Annotated in this window: 17 protein-coding genes and 1 pseudogene; 12 read left to right on the top strand and 6 right to left on the bottom strand. The window is 69.2% G+C overall.

The window, feature by feature from the left end; genetic code table 11:
* Positions 1-48: 48 nt before the first annotated feature.
* Both WPS_RS00920 and WPS_RS00915 read left to right on the top strand, forming a co-directional pair.
* The gene (locus WPS_RS00920) at positions 49-468 is read left to right on the top strand and encodes a transposase (RefSeq protein ID WP_317994494.1); all 420 of its coding nucleotides are present in this window, start codon (positions 49-51) and stop codon (positions 466-468) included.
* The gene (locus tag WPS_RS00915) at positions 465-1,469 is read left to right on the top strand and encodes an IS3 family transposase (RefSeq protein ID WP_317994493.1); all 1,005 of its coding nucleotides are present in this window, start codon (positions 465-467) and stop codon (positions 1,467-1,469) included. The genes WPS_RS00920 and WPS_RS00915 overlap by 4 nt, the downstream gene beginning before the upstream one ends.
* A gap of 92 nt (positions 1,470-1,561) precedes the next feature.
* On the opposite strand, the gene WPS_RS00910 is transcribed toward WPS_RS00915, so the two are convergent.
* Together WPS_RS00910 and WPS_RS00905 are read right to left on the bottom strand one after the other, a co-directional pair.
* On the bottom strand, positions 1,562-1,789 hold the full coding sequence (locus WPS_RS00910; RefSeq protein ID WP_317995992.1) for a hypothetical protein: 228 nt from the start codon (positions 1,787-1,789) through the stop codon (positions 1,562-1,564).
* A 4-nt stretch (positions 1,790-1,793) separates the two neighbouring features.
* Positions 1,794-2,402 carry a c-type cytochrome gene (locus WPS_RS00905; RefSeq protein WP_317995991.1) on the bottom strand — a complete coding sequence of 203 codons (609 nt, stop codon included), beginning with the start codon at positions 2,400-2,402 and terminating at the stop codon, positions 1,794-1,796.
* A 92-nt stretch (positions 2,403-2,494) separates the two neighbouring features.
* Between WPS_RS00905 and WPS_RS00900 the strand changes: the two genes are divergently transcribed.
* Together WPS_RS00900 and WPS_RS00895 are read left to right on the top strand one after the other, a co-directional pair.
* Positions 2,495-3,952, top strand: a complete 1,458-nt coding sequence (locus tag WPS_RS00900; RefSeq protein WP_317995990.1) for a protein adenylyltransferase SelO — start codon at positions 2,495-2,497, stop codon at positions 3,950-3,952.
* A gap of 54 nt (positions 3,953-4,006) precedes the next feature.
* Positions 4,007-4,312 (top strand): RNA recognition motif domain-containing protein, encoded by a 306-nt coding sequence (locus WPS_RS00895; protein WP_317995989.1) that lies wholly within the window; start codon positions 4,007-4,009, stop codon positions 4,310-4,312.
* A 13-nt stretch (positions 4,313-4,325) separates the two neighbouring features.
* Here WPS_RS00895 and WPS_RS00890 read toward each other — a convergent pair whose 3' ends face one another.
* From WPS_RS00890 to WPS_RS18025, 3 genes and pseudogenes are all read right to left on the bottom strand, one after another.
* Positions 4,326-4,562, bottom strand: coding sequence for a DUF2630 family protein (locus WPS_RS00890; RefSeq protein ID WP_317995988.1), 237 nt, complete (start codon positions 4,560-4,562; stop codon positions 4,326-4,328).
* A complete protein-coding gene (locus WPS_RS18030; protein WP_405054980.1) occupies positions 4,531-5,082 on the bottom strand; it encodes an MFS transporter in 552 nt (183 codons plus the stop codon). The genes WPS_RS00890 and WPS_RS18030 overlap by 32 nt, the downstream gene beginning before the upstream one ends.
* Before the next feature lie 157 nt (positions 5,083-5,239).
* Positions 5,240-5,680, bottom strand: a pseudogene (locus WPS_RS18025) (MFS transporter); the annotation flags it as partial.
* Between the two features lie 146 nt (positions 5,681-5,826).
* Here WPS_RS18025 and WPS_RS00880 point away from each other — a divergent pair.
* Together WPS_RS00880 and WPS_RS00875 are read left to right on the top strand one after the other, a co-directional pair.
* The gene (locus tag WPS_RS00880) at positions 5,827-6,459 is read left to right on the top strand and encodes a Rieske (2Fe-2S) protein (protein ID WP_317995986.1); all 633 of its coding nucleotides are present in this window, start codon (positions 5,827-5,829) and stop codon (positions 6,457-6,459) included.
* A gap of 7 nt (positions 6,460-6,466) precedes the next feature.
* A complete protein-coding gene (locus WPS_RS00875) occupies positions 6,467-8,014 on the top strand; it encodes a cytochrome b N-terminal domain-containing protein (RefSeq protein WP_317995985.1) in 1,548 nt (515 codons plus the stop codon).
* Positions 8,015-8,041: 27 nt separating this feature from the next.
* Here WPS_RS00875 and WPS_RS00870 read toward each other — a convergent pair whose 3' ends face one another.
* Positions 8,042-9,694, bottom strand: a complete 1,653-nt coding sequence (locus WPS_RS00870) for an ArnT family glycosyltransferase (RefSeq protein ID WP_317995984.1) — start codon at positions 9,692-9,694, stop codon at positions 8,042-8,044.
* Between the two features lie 19 nt (positions 9,695-9,713).
* Between WPS_RS00870 and hemC the strand changes: the two genes are divergently transcribed.
* From hemC to cobA, 6 genes are read left to right on the top strand one after another with little or no spacing between them, the layout of a single operon-like run.
* Complete coding sequence (gene hemC / locus WPS_RS00865; RefSeq protein ID WP_317995983.1) at positions 9,714-11,639, top strand: hydroxymethylbilane synthase; 1,926 nt, start codon at positions 9,714-9,716, stop codon at positions 11,637-11,639.
* The gene (gene hemB / locus WPS_RS00860; protein WP_317995982.1) at positions 11,636-12,631 is read left to right on the top strand and encodes a porphobilinogen synthase; all 996 of its coding nucleotides are present in this window, start codon (positions 11,636-11,638) and stop codon (positions 12,629-12,631) included. The genes hemC and hemB overlap by 4 nt, the downstream gene beginning before the upstream one ends.
* Positions 12,631-13,233, top strand: a complete 603-nt coding sequence (gene mobA, locus WPS_RS00855) for a molybdenum cofactor guanylyltransferase (protein ID WP_317997583.1) — start codon at positions 12,631-12,633, stop codon at positions 13,231-13,233. The genes hemB and mobA overlap by 1 nt, the downstream gene beginning before the upstream one ends.
* Entirely contained in the window at positions 13,230-14,543 is a 1,314-nt protein-coding gene (hemL, locus tag WPS_RS00850) for a glutamate-1-semialdehyde 2,1-aminomutase (RefSeq protein ID WP_317995981.1), read from the top strand. Before mobA ends, hemL begins: the two co-directional genes overlap by 4 nt.
* The gene (gene hemA, locus WPS_RS00845; RefSeq protein WP_317995980.1) at positions 14,543-15,862 is read left to right on the top strand and encodes a glutamyl-tRNA reductase; all 1,320 of its coding nucleotides are present in this window, start codon (positions 14,543-14,545) and stop codon (positions 15,860-15,862) included. The genes hemL and hemA overlap by 1 nt, the downstream gene beginning before the upstream one ends.
* A complete protein-coding gene (gene cobA, locus WPS_RS00840; RefSeq protein ID WP_317995979.1) occupies positions 15,859-17,382 on the top strand; it encodes a uroporphyrinogen-III C-methyltransferase in 1,524 nt (507 codons plus the stop codon). Before hemA ends, cobA begins: the two co-directional genes overlap by 4 nt.
* Positions 17,383-17,455 lie beyond the last annotated feature (73 nt).

Here is a 17,455-nt window from a genome sequence, read left to right as displayed (position 1 = left end):
CATCCGGAACGATGCAAAGCACGCGGGGGCGAGAAAGTCCTGCAACAGATGCAGTCCTCGAACGGAACCGTTTCAACGGAAATCAAGGCAACCAGTTCACCCCAAAAACCTCAGCGACGTCGGTTCTCCGCCGCCGAGAAGCTGCGCATCGTGCGCGAGGCTGATGCGCGTCCAGCCGGCACGATCGGAGCGTTTCTCCGGCGCGAAGGTATTTACTCATCGCAGCTCTATGCCTGGCGAAGGCAGCGCGATCAAGGCGACCTCGATCCAGGTGCGGTGCGCCAACGTGCAAAAGCCAAAATGCAAGCCGACGAGGTTGCGCAGCGGCTCAAAGAACTCGAGCGGGAAAACCGGAAACTCCGTCGCCAGTTGGCGCGCGCCGAGCTCATAAACGATATCCAAAAAAAATTTGCGGGGCTCCTGGGCGTCGATCTGGAGAGCCCCGAGACGAACGAGAACGCAGAATGAGTGCGGCGCTGGAACTTGCCCACGAGATTCCGCAGCGCGCGTTGTGCACTGCAGCGGGCATCAGCCGCTCGACGCTGCGGCGCCGCCTAAACGGCACGCCGGAACGACTTCCGTCCGTGATCTCGCGCCGGCGCTCGAGAAGAGCACTGAGCGAACACGAGCAAGCTGAGGTGCTCGCGGTGCTGCATGGCGAGCGGTTTGCCGATCGCGCGCCGGCGACGATCCACGCGACCTTGCTGGACGAAGGTATCTACCTGTGCTCGGTGAGCACGATGTACCGCCTGCTGCGAGCAAACGCGGAGGTGCGCGAACGTCGCCGTATTGCACGTCATCCGGAGTACCGTAAGCCCGAACTGGTGGCCACCGGTCCGCGTCAAGTTTTCTCGTGGGATATCACGAAGCTGCGCGGCCCGCACCCGGGTGAGTGGTTCTCGCTGCTGGTGATGCTCGACATCTTCAGCCGGTTTGTCGTCGGCTGGATGCTCGTGCATCGGGCCAACGCCGAACTCGCACGGCACTTCATCGCGCAGACGCTGGAACGTGAAGGCATCCAGCCCGGGCACGCGATCGTTCACGCCGATCGCGGCGCGGAGATGACGGCGCAACCCGTGTGCGCCCTGATGGACAAGCTCGGCGTCGTACGTTCGCACAGCCGTCCGCACGTTAGCGACGATAACCCCTTCTCGGAGTCCCAGTTCCGCACGCTGAAGTACCATCCCGAATTCCCCGATCGATTTGGGTCGTTTGAGCACGGGCACGATTTCGTTGGTGAGTTCATGACCTGGTACAACAACGAGCACCGGCACTCCGGAATCGCGATGCTGACGCCGGCAATGGTGCATCACGGCCAGGCGGACCGCGTGCTCGCCGCCAGACACGACGTGATGCTCGCGGCTTACCGCGCCAAACCGGAACGATTCATCGGCGGATCGCCAAAGCGGATCGTGTTACCGCCCGCGGTGTGGATAAATCCGCCCGCTCACGACGGGGTCGCCGTGTAGGCGCTCACAAAAAGCAGATGACTAACAGGACCAAACACCTTGACAGATTCCGCTCCGCCTGCGTACACGCTGCCGGCGACGCTTCAATGGGCTCAGCGTGACTTGGCGGGTTCGCGGCGGTCGACGACGAGGTTCACGATCCAGAGCAGCAGCGTCGCGGAGAGCGCGATCGTGAGCAGCGGGCCGAAATGCAGGCGCAGCGGCGTGAAGTCGTAGAGCAGCGCGAGCGCGATGTCGGTGAGCACGGCGAGCCGCGTCGCCGGCCACGTCCGCGTGACGAAGACGAGATAGGAGAAGATCAGACCGAGGATCGTTTCCATGCGATCACGTTGGACCGCCCGACGGCAGCGGTGATGCCCCATGGTCGTGGCCGCCCTCTGCGCCGGGCGAAGGCACGGGTCCGGGCGTCGCAGAGGCGGCGAGCGACGGATCCTCCCAGATCGCCCTGGCGTTTGCGGGCAATTCGGGAAGATGCTTCATGAAGTATGTCAGCTGCCAGATCGATTTCTCGTCGAGCGACTGATTGTACGCGGGCATCCCGGTGAAGCGGATCCCGTGCTCGATCTTCCAGTACGTTTCGCCTTCGGGATCGTCGGCGACACCGTGCTTGCCGAACTGCGGCGGCTCGATCGAAAAGCCGCGCGCGATCGCGGTCGGCGTGCTGTTCGCGGTCCCGTGGCAGACGGCGCAGTTCTGCACGTAGAGGTTCGCCGCATGGACGAAGTCGGCGCCGGTGGGCGGACCGTAGGGGTACGGCGGCTTCGGCGCTTCGCGCGCTATTGTCGCGTTGAGCGAGGTGTGCGCCGCCCACTTCTCGAGCGCGCCGGGCTTTTCGTCGCCGCGCGCGGGGACTGCGCCGGTCTGTACCGCGCCGAAGGCCGCGAGCGCGACGAGCGCGAGTGCGATGAGAAAACCAAGGAAGAATGGCCGCATACCGGCCAATCGTTCCCCGAAACGCTTGGAAACTGCTGGCGCCCGCGACCTGCGTGCAACGCTCGCCGCGGCGCCGGCGGTCGTACGGCGCGATGGCCATCGCCGCACAGCCGGATCGTACTCTCGAAGAGCTTCCGTTCTCCAACAGCTTCGCGGCGCTCGGCGAACCGTTTGCGGAGCGGCGAACGCCGGCCGGGCTCCCCGACGCCCGCCTGGTCGCCTGGAGCCCAGCCGCGGCGGAGCTGATCGCGCTGCGCTCGAGCGAGGTCGAGCGGCCGGAGTTCGTCGCGCTCGTTAGCGGGAACGCGATCGTGCGCGGGATGGAACCGGTCGCCTCGATCTACGGCGGCCACCAATTCGGCGTGTGGGCCGGTCAGCTCGGCGACGGCCGTGCGATCCTGCTCGGCGAGACCGCCGGACCGTGGGAACTGCAGATCAAGGGCGCGGGGATGACTGCGTTCTCGCGTGGTGCCGACGGCCGCGCCGTCATCCGCTCCACCGTCCGCGAGTTTCTCGCCAGCGAAGCGATGGACGCGCTGGGCGTGCCGACGACGCGCGCGCTCGCGATGACGGCGGGGAGCGAACCGGTGCTGCGTGAGCGCGTCGAACGCGCCGCGACGGTGATCCGGCTCGCGCCATCGTTCCTGCGCTTCGGCTCGTTCGAGATCTTTCACTACCGCGACCGCCGCGCGGAGGTCCGGCGGCTGGCCGACTACGCGGTCGAGCGCTTCTTCCCCGCCGCCGCCGCGCTCGACGGCGCCGCGCGTTATGCGCGCTTCTTCGCATCGGTCGTCGAACGCACGGCCGTGCTGATGGCGCATTGGCAGGCGGTCGGATTCGCGCACGGCGTGATGAACACCGACAACTTCTCGATCCTCGGATTGACCCTCGACTACGGTCCGTACGGCTTCATCGAAGCGTACGATCCGGGCTTCATCTGCAATCACACCGATTCGCTCGGCCGTTACGCGTTCGACCGGCAGCCGACGATCGGGCTGTGGAACTGCTACGCGCTCGCGCAGTCGCTCTCGACGCTGATCGCCGAGGACGAACGCACCGCGATCCTCGCGACGTACGAACCGGCGTTCTGGGACGCGTACGCGACGCTGCTCGTCGCGAAACTCGGCCTCGCCGATTCCGTCGACGCGCGCCGTCTGCTCCCCGATCTGCTCGAACTGCTCGCCGCGCGGCGCGTCGACTGGACCCGCTTCTGGCGCGCGCTCTCGCACGACGACGCGCGCGCGCTCGCGCTGACCGCCGACGATGAGACCTCACGCGCGTGGTTCGCACGCTACGCGGCACTCTCCGCGGCCGACGCGCGCGGCGACGATCTCCGGCACGCCGCGATGCGCGCGGTGAACCCGAAGTACGTCCTGCGGAATTGGGTCGCCCAGCAGGCGATCGAAGCCTGCGAAGCCGGCGACGATACGGTCGTGCGCGCGGTCTACGACGTCCTGCGCGCGCCGTTCGACGAACATCCCGAGCACGCGGCGTGGGCGCAGCCCGCGCCGCCGGAATACGCGCACCTCTCCGTCAGCTGCTCGTCCTGACGCTGCGCGGGCCGGTGCGAGGACGCGGCGTCCGTCGCCGGGAACGCGTGCGCGATGCGCTCGAGCGCCGAGGTCCGACTGCTGGTCCGCAACATCGCCAAGGGCGTCTCGTCGACGGAGATCGCGGAACTGTTCGCGCCGTTCGGCTGCGATCCCGAACGCATCGCGCTCCCGCGCGACCGCCGCACGCGGCGCCGCAAGGGGATCGCCTACGTTATCGTGGCCAACGGGCGCCTCGCCGCGGCGGCGATCGAAGCCCTGCAGCACGCGGTCCTCGCCGAGAAGACCGTCACCGTCGAAATCGCCGACGAACGACCGCCCAAACCGCCGCGCGGCCGCCGCTTCTCGGCGCCCCGCTGACCCGGCAGGATCGTTACTGCAGATACTTCTCGACGGTGTCGGCGCTGCGCTCGTGCGCGCTGTTGGGGTCCTGGCCGAACTCTTCGCGCGCGCGCCGCTGGCGCAGCAGATCCCACATGCGGTCGAGCTGCACGTTGATCGCGCCGAGCCGCTTGCGCTCGTCGTCGGTGATGGCGCCGCCCTTCTCGAGCAGCGCGTGCTCTTCGGCGACCAGCTTTTCAATCGATTGATGCACGTCCTGATCGTTCACGTCCGCACTCTTCCCGATCGGTTCGCGAACACCCACGGCAGCGCAAGCGCCGGCCCCAGCCCCGCGACGAGGACCGCCGGCGCGTAGCCGAAGCGTAGCGCCGAGGTGATCGTCGCGAGAAGCGCCCGCCGACGCTGCCGATCGCGAAGGCGAGGTTGTAAGCGCCCATGGCCGCACCGCGCGTCGAGCGCGAACTCCGCTCAAACAGCAACGCGATCCCGACCGGGACCATCGCCGACCACGCGCACCCGGAGCAGATTCCGGAGATCACGACGATCGCATCGCTGTGCGCCGTCGCGGCCAGCGCCGACCCCGCGAGGTGAAACGCCGCGGTGGGGATCGCGACGAGCCGCGGTCCGAAGCGGTCGACCATCCGTCCGGCGGGATAGCGCAGGCAAAACGTCGTCGCGGCGACCGCCGTGAACAGCAGCGCGGCGTTGGCGATCCCACGCTGGTGCAGCGTGACGACCGCGAGCGCGGCGTTGACGCCGCCGACCAACGTCGCGCCGATCAGGAACATCATCGCCGGTAACCATGCGGAGCGCATGAAGATCCGCCGCGACCGCTTCACCCGCACGTCGTGGCGCTTTGGCAGCCACAGCAGGACCGCCGCCCCAAGGCCCCGCCGGGAGCGCGCCCCAGACGAACTGCTCGCGCCCGACACCGTGCTGCCACAGCCACACGCCGAGCGCCGGCGAGACGGCGAGCGAGAGGTTCCCGACCATCCCGAGCGTCGCGACCGCGGAGACGGCCCGGTCCTCGCGCACGATCGCGCTCGCGTAGGCGAACTCGGCGGTGACCAATGCCGTGATCGCCAGGCTGCGCAGGGCCATCGCACCCGCGGCTCCGGCCGGTCCGTGCACCCAGGCCAGCGCGAGCAGCGCCGCCGCCGAGACGACCGCGGCGATCCGGACCGCCCGCACCCGCCCGAAGCGATCGACGAGCCCGCCGACCGGGACGCTCCCGAGCAGCGGCGCGAGCGCGGCGATCGCGGCCACGACCGCGATCCCGGTCGGGCCGACGCCGTCGGCGATCAAGGCCAGCGGGAGCGATCCGGTCGGCAGATTCACCGCGAGTTCGACAAGAATCGCGGCGACGACCAGGATCGCGTAGGGCATCTCGTCAGTCTACCGTCATGGCCGAATTTCGCGCACCGTCCGAAGGAACGGGATCGCGATTCCTACGAAGGTACGCGAGTTTGGCCGGGCGTTCGCTTACGATGCGGTTGGGCGGATTTCGCGGCACCAGCACAGAGGAGAGAGAGATGGCTCACGCAGAGGCGTACAAAGAACCGGGGACGCCCGAAGAACAAAGCCGGCGCACCTTCATGGCGAACGCCGTGATCGCGCTGGGCGGCGTGATCGGTATCAGCCTCACGATCCCGCTCGTCGCTTCGCTGATCCCCGCGGCCGACGCGACCAACGATCAGTGGTCGGGTCTGACGCCGGAGCAGGCGAACGCGCTGAAAAAAGCCACCGCCGACGCGCCGGTCAAGGTCACGTTCAACGTCCACGAAACGAACGGCTACTTCGGCGCCGCCGACAACGAGCAGTTCGTCTGGGCGGTGCGCGCGAGCGACGACGAGCTGAAGAAGGCGCGGCCGGAACTCTTCGACGGTTCCGCCAAGCTGCCGTACGACGCGGTCAACATGGGCTTCGTCGTCTTCAGCCCGCTCTGCCCGCATCTCGGCTGCCGCTACGCCTGGATCGCCGCGCAGAAAAAATTCATCTGCCCCTGCCACGGTTCGGTGTACAGCGTGCTCGGAACGCACGAAGCCGGCCCCGCGCTGCGCGGCCTCGATCCGCTGCCGCTGCGGGAGTATCAAGGCAAAGTCCAAGTGACCTGGATCGAGTACGCCCCGAACATGCCCGCTCACGTCGTCTTGAAGGTCGGATAACCGCGCTATGCTGACTTGGCTCGACCAGCGCACCGGGATCGTCACCGCCACCAAAGATTTCCTGACCGAAGACGTTCCCGGCGGCGCCTCCTACTGGTACGCGTTCGGAAGCGCGACCGTGTTCGCGATGATCCTGCAGATCGCGACCGGGATCTTCCTGTGCTTCTACTACGCGCCGTCGACGGCGACGGCGTGGGAATCGACGAAGTATCTCATCGAGAAGGTCCCCGCGGGCCACTTCGTCCTCTCGCTGCATTACTGGGGCGCCTCGGCGATGATCGCGTTCATGGCGATGCATCTGCTGCAAGTGCTGCTGTGGGGCGCGTACAAGAAGCCGCGCGAACTGCAGTGGATCGTCGGCGTGCTGCTCTTCATCATCACGCTCGTCCTCGGGTTGACCGGCTACCTGCTGCCGTGGGATCTCAACGCGCTGCTCGCATCGCGCGTCGCGATCAACATCTCCGGCAACGCGCCGATCCTCGGACCCGCGGTCCTCTCGTTCCTGCAGGACGGCAGCGGGATCGGGACGCTTACCATCAACCGTTTCTTCGGCATCCACGTGTGGCTGATGCCCGCGCTGCTGGTCCTGCTCGTCGGCGCGCACCTCGCGATCTTCCGCTGGAACGGCCCGGCCGGGCCGCCGATCGACGAAGCGCCGAAGCTCAAGCCCGGCCGCTTCTGGCCGGATCAGATGTTCATGGACACCGTCGTCTCGTTCGCGATGTTCGTGATCATCGTCGCGCTCGCGACGTTCTCGCCGGTCCCGCTCGACGACAAGGCCGATCCGAACAACGCGCAGTTCGTCCCGTATCCGGCGTGGTATTTCCTCGCGCTCTATGCGCTGCTCGACATCGTCGGCGGCTTCCCGCCGGCGCTCGTGCAGACCGCGACGCTCGTAGCGACGATCGTCGGCCCGACGCTGCTGATCGTCCTGCTGATCGCCCTGCCGTTCATCGACCGCAACCCGTCGCGCCGGCTCTCGCGCCGTCCGTGGGTTCTCGGTCTCACCGGCGTGACGATGGCGGGCGCGATCTTCTTCTCGTGGTTCGGGCAGAACAACGTCGTGCAGCAGCAGCTCGCGCACAACCTCATCGGACCCAACGCCGCGCAGGCCGCGGTCACAAAGTCATCCGGCGAAACGGGCCCCGTCGGGACCACCGGTTCGGTCGGAAGCTCGGCGGGCGCGGGCGCGCCGGCGCCGGCCGCCGGCGGCGGCGCTGCCGCGGCGGCCGGCGGCGGCGGCGCGAACGTATACAGCACCAACTGCTCCGGCTGCCACGGCGCGGCCGGCGCCGGTCAGCCCGGTGTCTTCCCGCCGCTCGCCGGCAACGATATGGTCAGCGGCGACAAGGTCGCGGTCATCAAAGTGCTGCTCAACGGCCTCAACAACCAGAAGATCGACGTGAAGGGCACGGCATATCAAGGCGTGATGCCGGCGTGGAAAGGCCAGCTCACCAACAAGCAGATCGCCGACGTGATCACCTACATCCGCACGTCATGGGGCAACAAAGGCACGCCGGTGACCGAGGCCGAGGTCGCCGCGCAAGCGAAATAACGTTGCGGCGGCGCGCCTTCGACGAACTCAGGTGCGGCAGGGTGCGCCGTAGACGTGGATCAGCGCGGCTTTCGGGTGCGCCGGCGGCGCGGCGTCGGTGATCTCGGCGGTGCGGCCGCGCGCCCGGGCAATCGTCGCGAGCCGTTCCGCTTCGACGGGGCTGGCGACGACCCACGCCGCGCCGCCGGGGCAGATCGCGGCGACGAAGTCGGCGTTGCGCGCGACGTCGAGCACCGGCGGCGCGGTGTAGAACACCAGCGCGTTCCCGCCGCTGACGCCGTGCACGCCGACGATGTCGCGGGCGCGGCGCTGCACGTCGATCGTGCGGGCGATCGGCGGGATCGGTTTGAGCGGTTCGGCGATAGGCTCGGCGACGATCGCGATGAACAGCACCAGCGCACCGCTGGTCACCGCCAGCACGTACGGCGACCACGCCGCCGTCGACGGGCGCGCGACCGCGGTCACGGTGAGCAGCGATCCGATCAGCATCGCGACGCCGAGAAACAGGAGCGGCGGCATCAGCGCGGGCAGATCGACGTCGAGTTTGTTGGTGTGCGAGAAGATCGCCATCGCGACGCCGACGCAGCCGATGAAGACGGGGATCGTCGCGGCGGAGACGAGCGCGGCGCGATGATCGGCGCCGGCGCGCACGCGTTCGAACCACAGCGCGACGAGGATCGCGAGCGCGGGCAGCATCAGCGCAACGTAGTTCGGCAGCTTCGTGCTCGCGAAACTGAAGAAGACGAACGGGACGATCGTCCACGCGAGCGCGAACCGCGCGAACGCGCCGTCGGGACGGCGCGCTTCGCGCAGCGCCGCGGCGAGCGCCGCCGGAACGAACGCGATCCACGGAAAGAATCCGAGGATCACGACCGGGACGTAATACCAGAACGGACCGCGCTGGTTTTCGATCACGCCGGTGTAGCGTCCGACCGTGTAATGTCCGATCAATTCGCCGATCGCGCCGGGGCCGACGCGCGCACCGAGCGCGACGAACCACGGCAGCGTGACGGCGACGTAGGCGATCAGCGCGACGATCGCGGCGCGCAGGCTCGGCGCGGCGATCCTGCCCGCGCGCCGTTCCCACCACGCCCACGCACCGATCACCAGCACCGCGATCACCGGCGCAACCGGACCCTTCGCGAGCGTCCCCACCGCGAGCGCGAGCGCACCGCAGACGAACGCGGTATCGCGGCGATGCACGCTCCCCGAGGGCTCGAAGGCACGGTACCACCACAGCACGGCCGCCGCGATCGCGAAGTCGAGCAGCGCGTCCATGATCGCGAGCCGGCCGACGATCGCCTGCATGAGACTGGTCGAGAGCACGATCGCCGCGACCATCCCCGCCCGGCCGCCGGCGATGCGCGCGGTGGCGTAGCCGACCGCACCGCCCATCGCGATCGTCGCCAGCGCGCTCGGCAGCCGCAGGGCAAACGCGGTGACGCCGAACGCTTTCGCCAGCGCCGCTGCGATCCAGAAGTAGAGCGGCGGCTGGACGAACCACGGCTGACCGTTGAGGTGCATGACGACCCAATCGTGCGTCAGCAGGATCTCGCGCGCGACTTCCCCGTATGCCGTCTCGCTGTTGTCCCACAGCGTCCCGATTCCGAGCCCCGGCAGGGTAACGAGCGCGGCGAAGAGCGCACCGAGGAGTGCCGCGCGCGCGGGGACGGATCGCATCTGCTGGAAGATAGGGCTTGTGTATCCCGTCGCCCTTTCGCTGAACGGCCGGCCCGTGGTGGTCGCCGGCGGCGGCAGCGTCGCCGAGCGCAAGGTTCGCGCCTTGCTCGACGCCGGCGCCGCCGTCACCGTTGTGAGCCCCGCGCTCAGCGGCGGCCTCGCCGCGCTCGCCGCGGCGCACCGGATCGCGTGGCAGCCGCGGCGGTACCAGCGCGGCGACCTCGCCGGCGCGCTGCTCGCGTTCGCCGCCACCGACGACGACGCGGCGAACGCCGCGATCGCGCACGACGCCCGCGACGCCGGGATCCTCGTGAACGACGCCTCCGACGCCGGCCGAGGGGACTTCGCGACCCCCGCGGTGCACCGCGCCGGCCCGCTGACCGTCACCGTCGACTCAGGCGGGCTCTCGCCGTCCTTCACCAAGCGGATCCGCGACGAGCTCGCCCTGCAGTTCGACGCGCGCTACGCGCGGGCGGCCGCAACGCTGGGCGCGCTGCGGGACCGGGTGCAGATCGTCGTCCCGCCGGACCGGCGGGCAGCGGTGATGCGCCACTTCGCCGAACGCGACGTCGACGAGCTCGCCGCGATGCCGCCGGGCGCCGTCGAACATGAGGTGGAACGCGCCGTGGATACGCTGGCCGGGGTCGTCCCCGCCGAAACTCGCCCGCTGATCTGCGCTTCGCGCGCCAGCCTGCTCGCGATGACGCAGACCCGCGCGATCATGGCCGCGCTCGCCGAGGCCGGGATCGCGTCGACGGTGCTCAACGTCACCACGCGCGGCGACGCCGTGCAGGACCGCTCGATCGCGGCGATCGGCACCGACAACGTCTTCGTCAAAGAACTCGAGCTGGCGCTGCGCGAACGCCGGGCCGACTACGCGGTCCACTCGTGCAAAGATCTGCCGAGCACGCTCGCCGACGACATGACGCTGGCGGCGGTGACCAAGCGCGAGGATGCGCGCGACGCGTACTGCAGCGAACGCTACGCGACGTTCGCCGACCTTCCGCCCGGCGCGCGGGTCGGCACGTCGTCGCCGCGCCGGCGCGCGCAGCTGCGCGCGCTGCGCCCCGACCTCGTCTACGACGACGTCCGCGGCAACGTCGACACGCGCCTGCGCAAGCTGCGCGAGGGCGAGTACGACGCGATCGTGCTGGCCTGCGCCGGAATGAACCGTCTCGGCCTGCGGGCCGCGTACACCGTCCCGTTCCCGGTCGACCAGGTCACGCCGGCGGTCGCACAAGGGGCGCTCGGGATCGAGACCCGCGACGGCGATCCGCTCGCCGCCCGTCTCGATGCCGTCCTCGGCGATCCCGCGACCTCGATCGCGGTCCGGGCCGAGCGCGCGTTCCTGCGGACCCTCCGCGGCGGGTGTCAGGCACCGGTCGGCGCCCACGCGACCTGGGCCGACGGGCGCCTGCAGATGGGCGGCGCGATCGCCGCCGCCGACGGAACGACCGTCCTGCGCAGCACCGCCGCCGCGCGCCTCGCCCTCGGCGACGTTGCGGCTGCCGAAGCGGTCGCCGTGGGGCTCGCGCGCGAACTTCTGGCCGCCGGCGGGACGGCGCTGCTCGGCGGCGGACCGCTGACGGGACGCGTCGTGCTGCTCCCGCGGACCCAGGACCGGCCGAGCCGGATCGCGCCGGCGCTGCGCGAGGCCGGCGCCGAGGTAATCGAAGCGCCCGACAGCGCGGTCGCCAGAACGGCCCTGGAAGGGCGGGTCCCGCACGTCGTGCTATTCCCCTCGTCGGGCTCCGTGAGTGTCATCACGGAGTACCTCGACGGCCTGCGGCACGATGGACACCGGCCGGTGATCGCCGCGATGGGACCGTCATCGTCGGAGACCGCCGGGGCGCACGGCTGGCACCCGGACGTCGTCGCAGCCTCTCCGGAGGTCGGCGCGTTCGTACAGACCGTGATGCTCTACTTGCTGGAGAACGGGGCATGAACGTCGCCGAGCGAACCCGGATCGTCGCCCGCCCGAGGCGCCTGAGGTCGAGTGCGGCGATGCGTGCGCTGGTGCGCGAGACGCGCGTCAACCGCGACGGCCTCGTGCAGCCGCTGTTCATCGTCGAAGGCGCGGGCGTAATCCAGCCGATCGGCTCGATGCCCGGGGTCAACCGCTACTCGGTCGACACCGTCGTCGCCGAGTGCCGCGAACTCGACGCGGCCGGCGTGCGCTCCGTCCTGCTGTTCGGGATCCCCGACGCCGCCGACAAGGACGCGTACGCGACCGTCAATCACGATCCCAACGGGATCGTTCAGCGTGCCGCGCGCGCGATCAAAGACGCGCTGCCGCACCTGCTGGTGATCGCCGACCTCTGCAACTGCGAGTACACCGATCACGGGCACTGCGGGATCCTCGATCCCGCCGGCGACGTCGACAACGACGCCACGCTCGAGGTGCTGGCGAAGACGGCGCTGACGTACGCGCGCAGCGGCGTCGACATCGTCGCGCCCTCCGACATGATGGACGGCCGCGTCGCCGCGATCCGCACCGCGCTCGACGACGAGGGCTTCACCAAGGTCGCGATCATGTCGTACGCCGCGAAGTACGCGTCGGCGTTCTACGGCCCGTTCCGCGAAGCGGCCGAGTCGACGCCGTCGTTCGGCGACCGCCGCACCTATCAGATGGATCCGGCGAACGGTCGCGAGGCGCTCAAAGAAGTGCAGCTCGATCTCGACGAAGGCGCCGACATCGTGATGGTCAAGCCGGCGATGGCGTATCTCGACGTCGTGCGCGAGGTGCGCGCGATGACCGACGTCCCCGTCGCCGTCTACCACGTCAGCGGCGAGTACTCGATGATCAAGGCCGCGGCCGAACGCGGCTGGATCGACGAGGAACGCGCGGTCGACGAGACGCTCACCGCGATGACGCGCGCCGGCGCCGACATCATCATCACCTACTTCGCCAAAGGCTATCTGCAGAGAACACGGTGATGGATCCGCAGCAGCATCCCGGCGATACCGCGATCGGCGTCTGCATCCTCGCCGGCGGCGAAGCGACGCGCCTGCCGGGGAAGCTGACGCTCGCGGTCGGCGACGTGCCGATGCTCGTGCGCGTCTATCGCAACGTCTCGCCGGCCGGCGAGACGTGGATCTCCACCAAGGGAACGCTGCCGCCCGAGATCGACCTCGACGCGCCGATGGTCGTCGACCGCTGGCCGCTGCGCGGTCCGCTCTCGGGACTGATCTCGACGATGAGCGAGATGCGTACCGAGTGGGTATTCGCCGTCGCCGGCGACGCGCCGTTCGTCGACGCCGCGTTCGCGGCGCGGCTGGCCTCGTACGCCGCGCCGTCGCTCGACGCGATCGTCCCCACGCACGACGAGGCGAACCGGCGGATCGAGCCGCTCGCCGCGCTGTACCGGCGCGACGCGTTCGTGCGCGAAGGTCTTCCGGTGCTGCTCGGCGGCAGCGGCGCACTGCGGCTGGTGATCGACCGCCTGCGCACGCGGTTCGTGCCGGTGCAGGATCAGCGCGTGCTCGCGAACGTCAACACGCCCGCGGAGTACGACGCGCTGCGCGGAGCCCTCGCATGAACCGCAGCGGCAGCGACACGGCGTTCGCGGCCGCCAAACGCGTGATCCCGGGCGGCGTCAACTCGACGGTCCGTGCGTTCAAAGGCGTCGGCGGGACGCCGGTCTTCATGCGTTCGGCGAAGGGCGCGTACCTGACCGACGTCGACGGCAACGACTATCTCGACTACGTCCTCTCGTGGGGTCCGATGATCGCCGGTCACGCGCATCCGGACGTGGTGCGCGCGCTCCAGGAAGCAGCAACGCGCGGGACGTCGTACGGGACGCCGACCGAATACGAGACCGAACTCGCGCGGATGATCGTCGCCGCGGTCCCGTCGATCGACAAGGTGCGCTTTTGCTCGTCGGGGACCGAAGCGACCGCGAACGCGATCCGGCTCGCGCGCGGCTATACCGGCCGCGACAAGTTCATCAAGTTCGAGGGCTGCTATCACGGCTGCGCCGACCCGTTCTTGATCGCGGCCGGCTCGAGCGCGCTCACGACGGGCGTTCCCAACTCAAAGGGCGTCCCGGCCGCGACCGCGCGCGACACGCTCATCGTGCCCTACAACGACGCGGCCGCGGTGCGCGCCGCGTTCGAGCACAATCCCGAGCAGATCGCGGCGGTGATCGTCGAGCCGTGCGTCGGCAACATGGGGTTCGTCCAGCCGCTGCCGGGGTTTCTCGCTGCGCTGCGCACGCTCACCCGCGAGTTCGGCGCGCTGCTGATCTTCGACGAAGTGATGACCGGCTTTCGGGTCGGAATGGGCGGCGTGCAGAAGCGCGAGGGCGTGCTTCCCGACATCACGACGCTCGGCAAGGTGATCGGCGGCGGCCTGCCGGTCGGCGCGTTCGGCGGGACGGCCGAGATCCTCGACCATCTCACCCCCGACGGCGACGTGTTCCAGGCCGGAACGCTCTCGGGGAATCCGATGGCGATGAGCGCCGGGATCGCGACCTTGCGACTTCTCTCGGACACGACCTTCGCGCATCTCGAAGGGCTTGCGACGCGGTTGTGCTCCGGGATGGCGGAGGTGTTCCGCCGGCGCAGCGTCCCGCACTGGGTCGGGGCGGCAGGATCGATGTTCGGCTTCTTCTTCACGGATGGTCCGGTGACGGATCTCGCCGGCGCCAAGACGGCGGATACCGCGCTCTACGCGCGCTTCTTCCACGCGATGCTCGATCGCGGGGTGTATTTCGCGCCATCGCAGTTCGAGGCAGGCTTCTTGTCGCTCGCACACGACCGCGCCGAGATCGACCGCACCATCGAGCTCGCCGACGATGCGCTCGCGGCGACCCTACAACAGGCTCCGGGTGACGCTGTATGCCTCTAGTGTGTCTGGGCCTTTCGCACAACACCGCGCCGGTCGACGTGCGCGAGCGGCATGCGTTTCCGCCGCAGAAGATGGGCGAGGCGCTGATCGCGCTGCGCGATTACCAGGCGGTGCGCGAAGCGCTGATGCTGCAGACCTGCGGACGGCTCGAGATCTACGCCGAGCTCGAAGACTACGAGGCCGGCGTCGGCCAGCTGCGCACGTTCCTGAACAACTTCCGGCACGGCGACGTGAACGACATGGATTCGTACATGTACACGCTGCTGGGGACGCAGGCGATCGACCATCTCTTCCGCGTCAGCACCGGGCTCGACTCGATGCTGATCGGCGAAGCCGAGATCCTCGGCCAGGTGAAGGACGCGTACGTCCAGGCGCAGCGCGCGCGTTCGCTGGGCAAGACCCTGCACACCCTCTTCCGCGAAGCGCTCGAAGCCGGCAAGGCGGCGCGCACGCACACCTCGATCTCCGGCGAATCGACGTCGATCGCGACGGCGGCGGTGGCGTTCGCGAAACAGCACGTCGGCGAACTCGACGGGAAGAGCGTCCTCGTCGTCGGCGCCGGGAAGATGGGGTCGCTCGCGGCGCGGCGTTTGCGCGACGACGGCGCAAGCGACATCATCGTCCTCAACCGTTCGCACGCGCGGGCGCAGGACGTCGCCCAGAACCTGGGCGGCGTCGCGCGCGTCGCGGAGATGCCGGGGCTCGTCAACGCGCTCAAGGACGCCGACGTCGTCGTCACCTCGACTGGCGCCTCGCATTTCATCGTCACCCCCGGCAACGTCGCCGAAGCGATGCTGGCGCGGCCGTCGCGGCCGCTCTTCATCGTCGACATCGCGGTGCCGCGCGACGTCGATCCCGAGGTCACGCGGATCGCCGGCGTCGGGCTGGTCGACGTCGACGCGCTCAAGGGACTGATCGACGTCACGCTCGAGAAGCGGCGCGAGGCGATCCCGCTGGTCGAAGAGATCATCGCCGGACACGTCGAGCGCTTCCAGCAGTGGTACCAGTCGCGCGTCGCCGTTCCGGTGATCGCGTCGCTGGTGCAGAAGACCGAAGCGATCCGCGAAGCCGAACTGGCGCGCCTCTTCGGGCGCTGTCCGGAGTTGACGGAGCGCGAGAAGATCCTCATCACCGGGATGTCGATGACGATCGTCTCGAAGCTGCTGCACTCGGCGATCACGCGCATCCGCGGCAAAGCCGTCGAGAACCGCGCCGAAGCGATGACGCACGCGCGGATGCTCGACGAACTCTTCGAACTGCAGGCGCTCGGCGACGGCGAGCTCGTCCAGCTCGCTGCGCTGGAGGACATGAGCGAGTGACCCTACCGCACGCCCGTACTGAGAAGGGCAAAGTGTGGCTCGTCGGCGCCGGTCCCGGCGATCCGGGCCTGCTGACGCTCAAAGCCGCGCGCGCGCTCGCGCAGTGCGACACGCTGGTCTACGACTACCTCGCCTCAGCGGCGATCGTCGGCCTGGCGCCGCCGGATTGCGAGAAGATCTACGTCGGCAAGAAAGCCGGCGCGCACACGCTCACGCAGGACGAGATCACCGCGCTCATCGTGAAGCTCGGCCTCGACGGGAAACAAGTCGTACGGCTCAAGGGCGGCGACGTCTTCGTCTTCGCGCGCGGCGGCGAAGAAGCGCAGGCGCTCGCCGAAGCCGGCGTCGCGTTCGAGATCGTCCCCGGGATCACGTCGGCGATCGCGGCCCCCGCCTACGCCGGGATCCCGGTGACGCATCGCGATCACAACACGTCGTTCACGATCGCGACCGGCCACGAAGATCCGACGAAGGGCTATTCGTCGCTCAATTTCGCGAAGCTCGCGAACCGCAAGGCGACGACGATCTTCCTGATGGCGATGGGCAACCTAGCGGGGATCGTGGCGAAACTGCGCGAGCACGGGCTCGAAGGCGAGACGCCGGTCGGGATCGTGCACGAAGGGACGAAGCCGTCCCAGCGCGTGCTCACCGCGACGATCGACACGGTCGTCGACGAGGTCGCGCGGACCGGGATCGGCGCACCCGCGATCGTCGTGATCGGCGATGTCGTGAAGGAGCGCGAACACATCCGCTGGTTCGACGCCCAACCGCTGTTCGGCAAACGCGTGCTCGTCACGCGTCCGTCGCATCAGGCGGACGATTTCGCGAGCCGGTTGTGGGAAGTGGGCGCGGAACCGGTCGTCGCGCCGACGATCGCGATCGGGCCGCCCGACGATCCGCACGCGGCGCGCGAGGCGGTCACGCACGTGCGGGACTACGCGTGGGTCGCGTTCACCAGCCGCAACGGCGTCGACGCCTTCTTCGACACGCTGACCGAACTCGGGCGCGACGCGCGCGCGTTCGGCGATGCGAAGATCGCCGCGATCGGTCCGAAGACCGCCGAAGCGCTCGCGGCGCGCGGGATCCGCGTCGATCTGGTGCCGCCGACGTTCGTCAACGAAGCGGTCGCGGCCGAACTGCTCGCGCGCACCGCGCCGGGCGACCGCGTCCTCGTCTTCCGGGCGCAGGAAGCGCGCGACGTCCTCCCCGATTCGCTGCGCCGGCACGATCGCGTCGTCGACGTCGTCGCCGCGTACAAGACGCGGTTCGTCGACGATCCGGAACTGGCGGCCCACGCCGCGTCCGCCGACATCGTGACGTTCACGAGCTCGAGCACGGTCGCCGGCTTCGTCCACAACGTCCCCGGCGCGGCCGAGGCGCTGGCCGGGAAGACCGTCGCCGCGATCGGCCCGATCACCGCGCAGAAGGCGCGCGACGCCGGGATTCGCGTCGACGTGGTCGCCGAGGAGTTCACCGTCGACGGCCTGCTGCGGGCGCTCTCGGCCGTCGCGACGGTTTGATCTCGGACCGCGCGCGTGCATTCCGGCATCCGCGCGTGAGCCGCCGCCGTTTTGTCCCTGCGTCACGGTGAAA

The sequence above is a fragment of the Vulcanimicrobium alpinum genome, assembly GCF_027923555.1.
Classification (GTDB): Bacteria; Vulcanimicrobiota; Vulcanimicrobiia; order Vulcanimicrobiales; family Vulcanimicrobiaceae; genus Vulcanimicrobium; species Vulcanimicrobium alpinum.
The sequence above is the reverse complement of the archived record's forward strand: the minus strand, read 5'-3'. Positions and strand labels throughout refer to the sequence as shown.

What these genes read in the sequence shown, in the direction of transcription:
- WPS_RS00920 (WP_317994494.1), top strand. Translation starts at nt 49, where the DNA reads ATGCAGTCCTCGAACGGAACCGTTTCAACGGAAATCAAGGCAACCAGT.
- WPS_RS00915 (WP_317994493.1), top strand. Translation starts at nt 465, where the DNA reads ATGAGTGCGGCGCTGGAACTTGCCCACGAGATTCCGCAGCGCGCGTTG.
- WPS_RS00910 (WP_317995992.1), bottom strand. Translation starts at nt 1,789, where the DNA reads ATGGAAACGATCCTCGGTCTGATCTTCTCCTATCTCGTCTTCGTCACG.
- WPS_RS00905 (WP_317995991.1), bottom strand. Translation starts at nt 2,402, where the DNA reads ATGCGGCCATTCTTCCTTGGTTTTCTCATCGCACTCGCGCTCGTCGCG.
- WPS_RS00900 (WP_317995990.1), top strand. Translation starts at nt 2,495, where the DNA reads ATGGCCATCGCCGCACAGCCGGATCGTACTCTCGAAGAGCTTCCGTTC.
- WPS_RS00895 (WP_317995989.1), top strand. Translation starts at nt 4,007, where the DNA reads ATGCGCTCGAGCGCCGAGGTCCGACTGCTGGTCCGCAACATCGCCAAG.
- WPS_RS18030 (WP_405054980.1), bottom strand. Translation starts at nt 5,082, where the DNA reads ATGTTCCTGATCGGCGCGACGTTGGTCGGCGGCGTCAACGCCGCGCTC.
- WPS_RS00880 (WP_317995986.1), top strand. Translation starts at nt 5,827, where the DNA reads ATGGCTCACGCAGAGGCGTACAAAGAACCGGGGACGCCCGAAGAACAA.
- WPS_RS00875 (WP_317995985.1), top strand. Translation starts at nt 6,467, where the DNA reads ATGCTGACTTGGCTCGACCAGCGCACCGGGATCGTCACCGCCACCAAA.
- WPS_RS00870 (WP_317995984.1), bottom strand. Translation starts at nt 9,694, where the DNA reads ATGCGATCCGTCCCCGCGCGCGCGGCACTCCTCGGTGCGCTCTTCGCC.
- hemB (WP_317995982.1), top strand. Translation starts at nt 11,636, where the DNA reads ATGAACGTCGCCGAGCGAACCCGGATCGTCGCCCGCCCGAGGCGCCTG.
- mobA (WP_317997583.1), top strand. Translation starts at nt 12,631, where the DNA reads ATGGATCCGCAGCAGCATCCCGGCGATACCGCGATCGGCGTCTGCATC.
- hemL (WP_317995981.1), top strand. Translation starts at nt 13,230, where the DNA reads ATGAACCGCAGCGGCAGCGACACGGCGTTCGCGGCCGCCAAACGCGTG.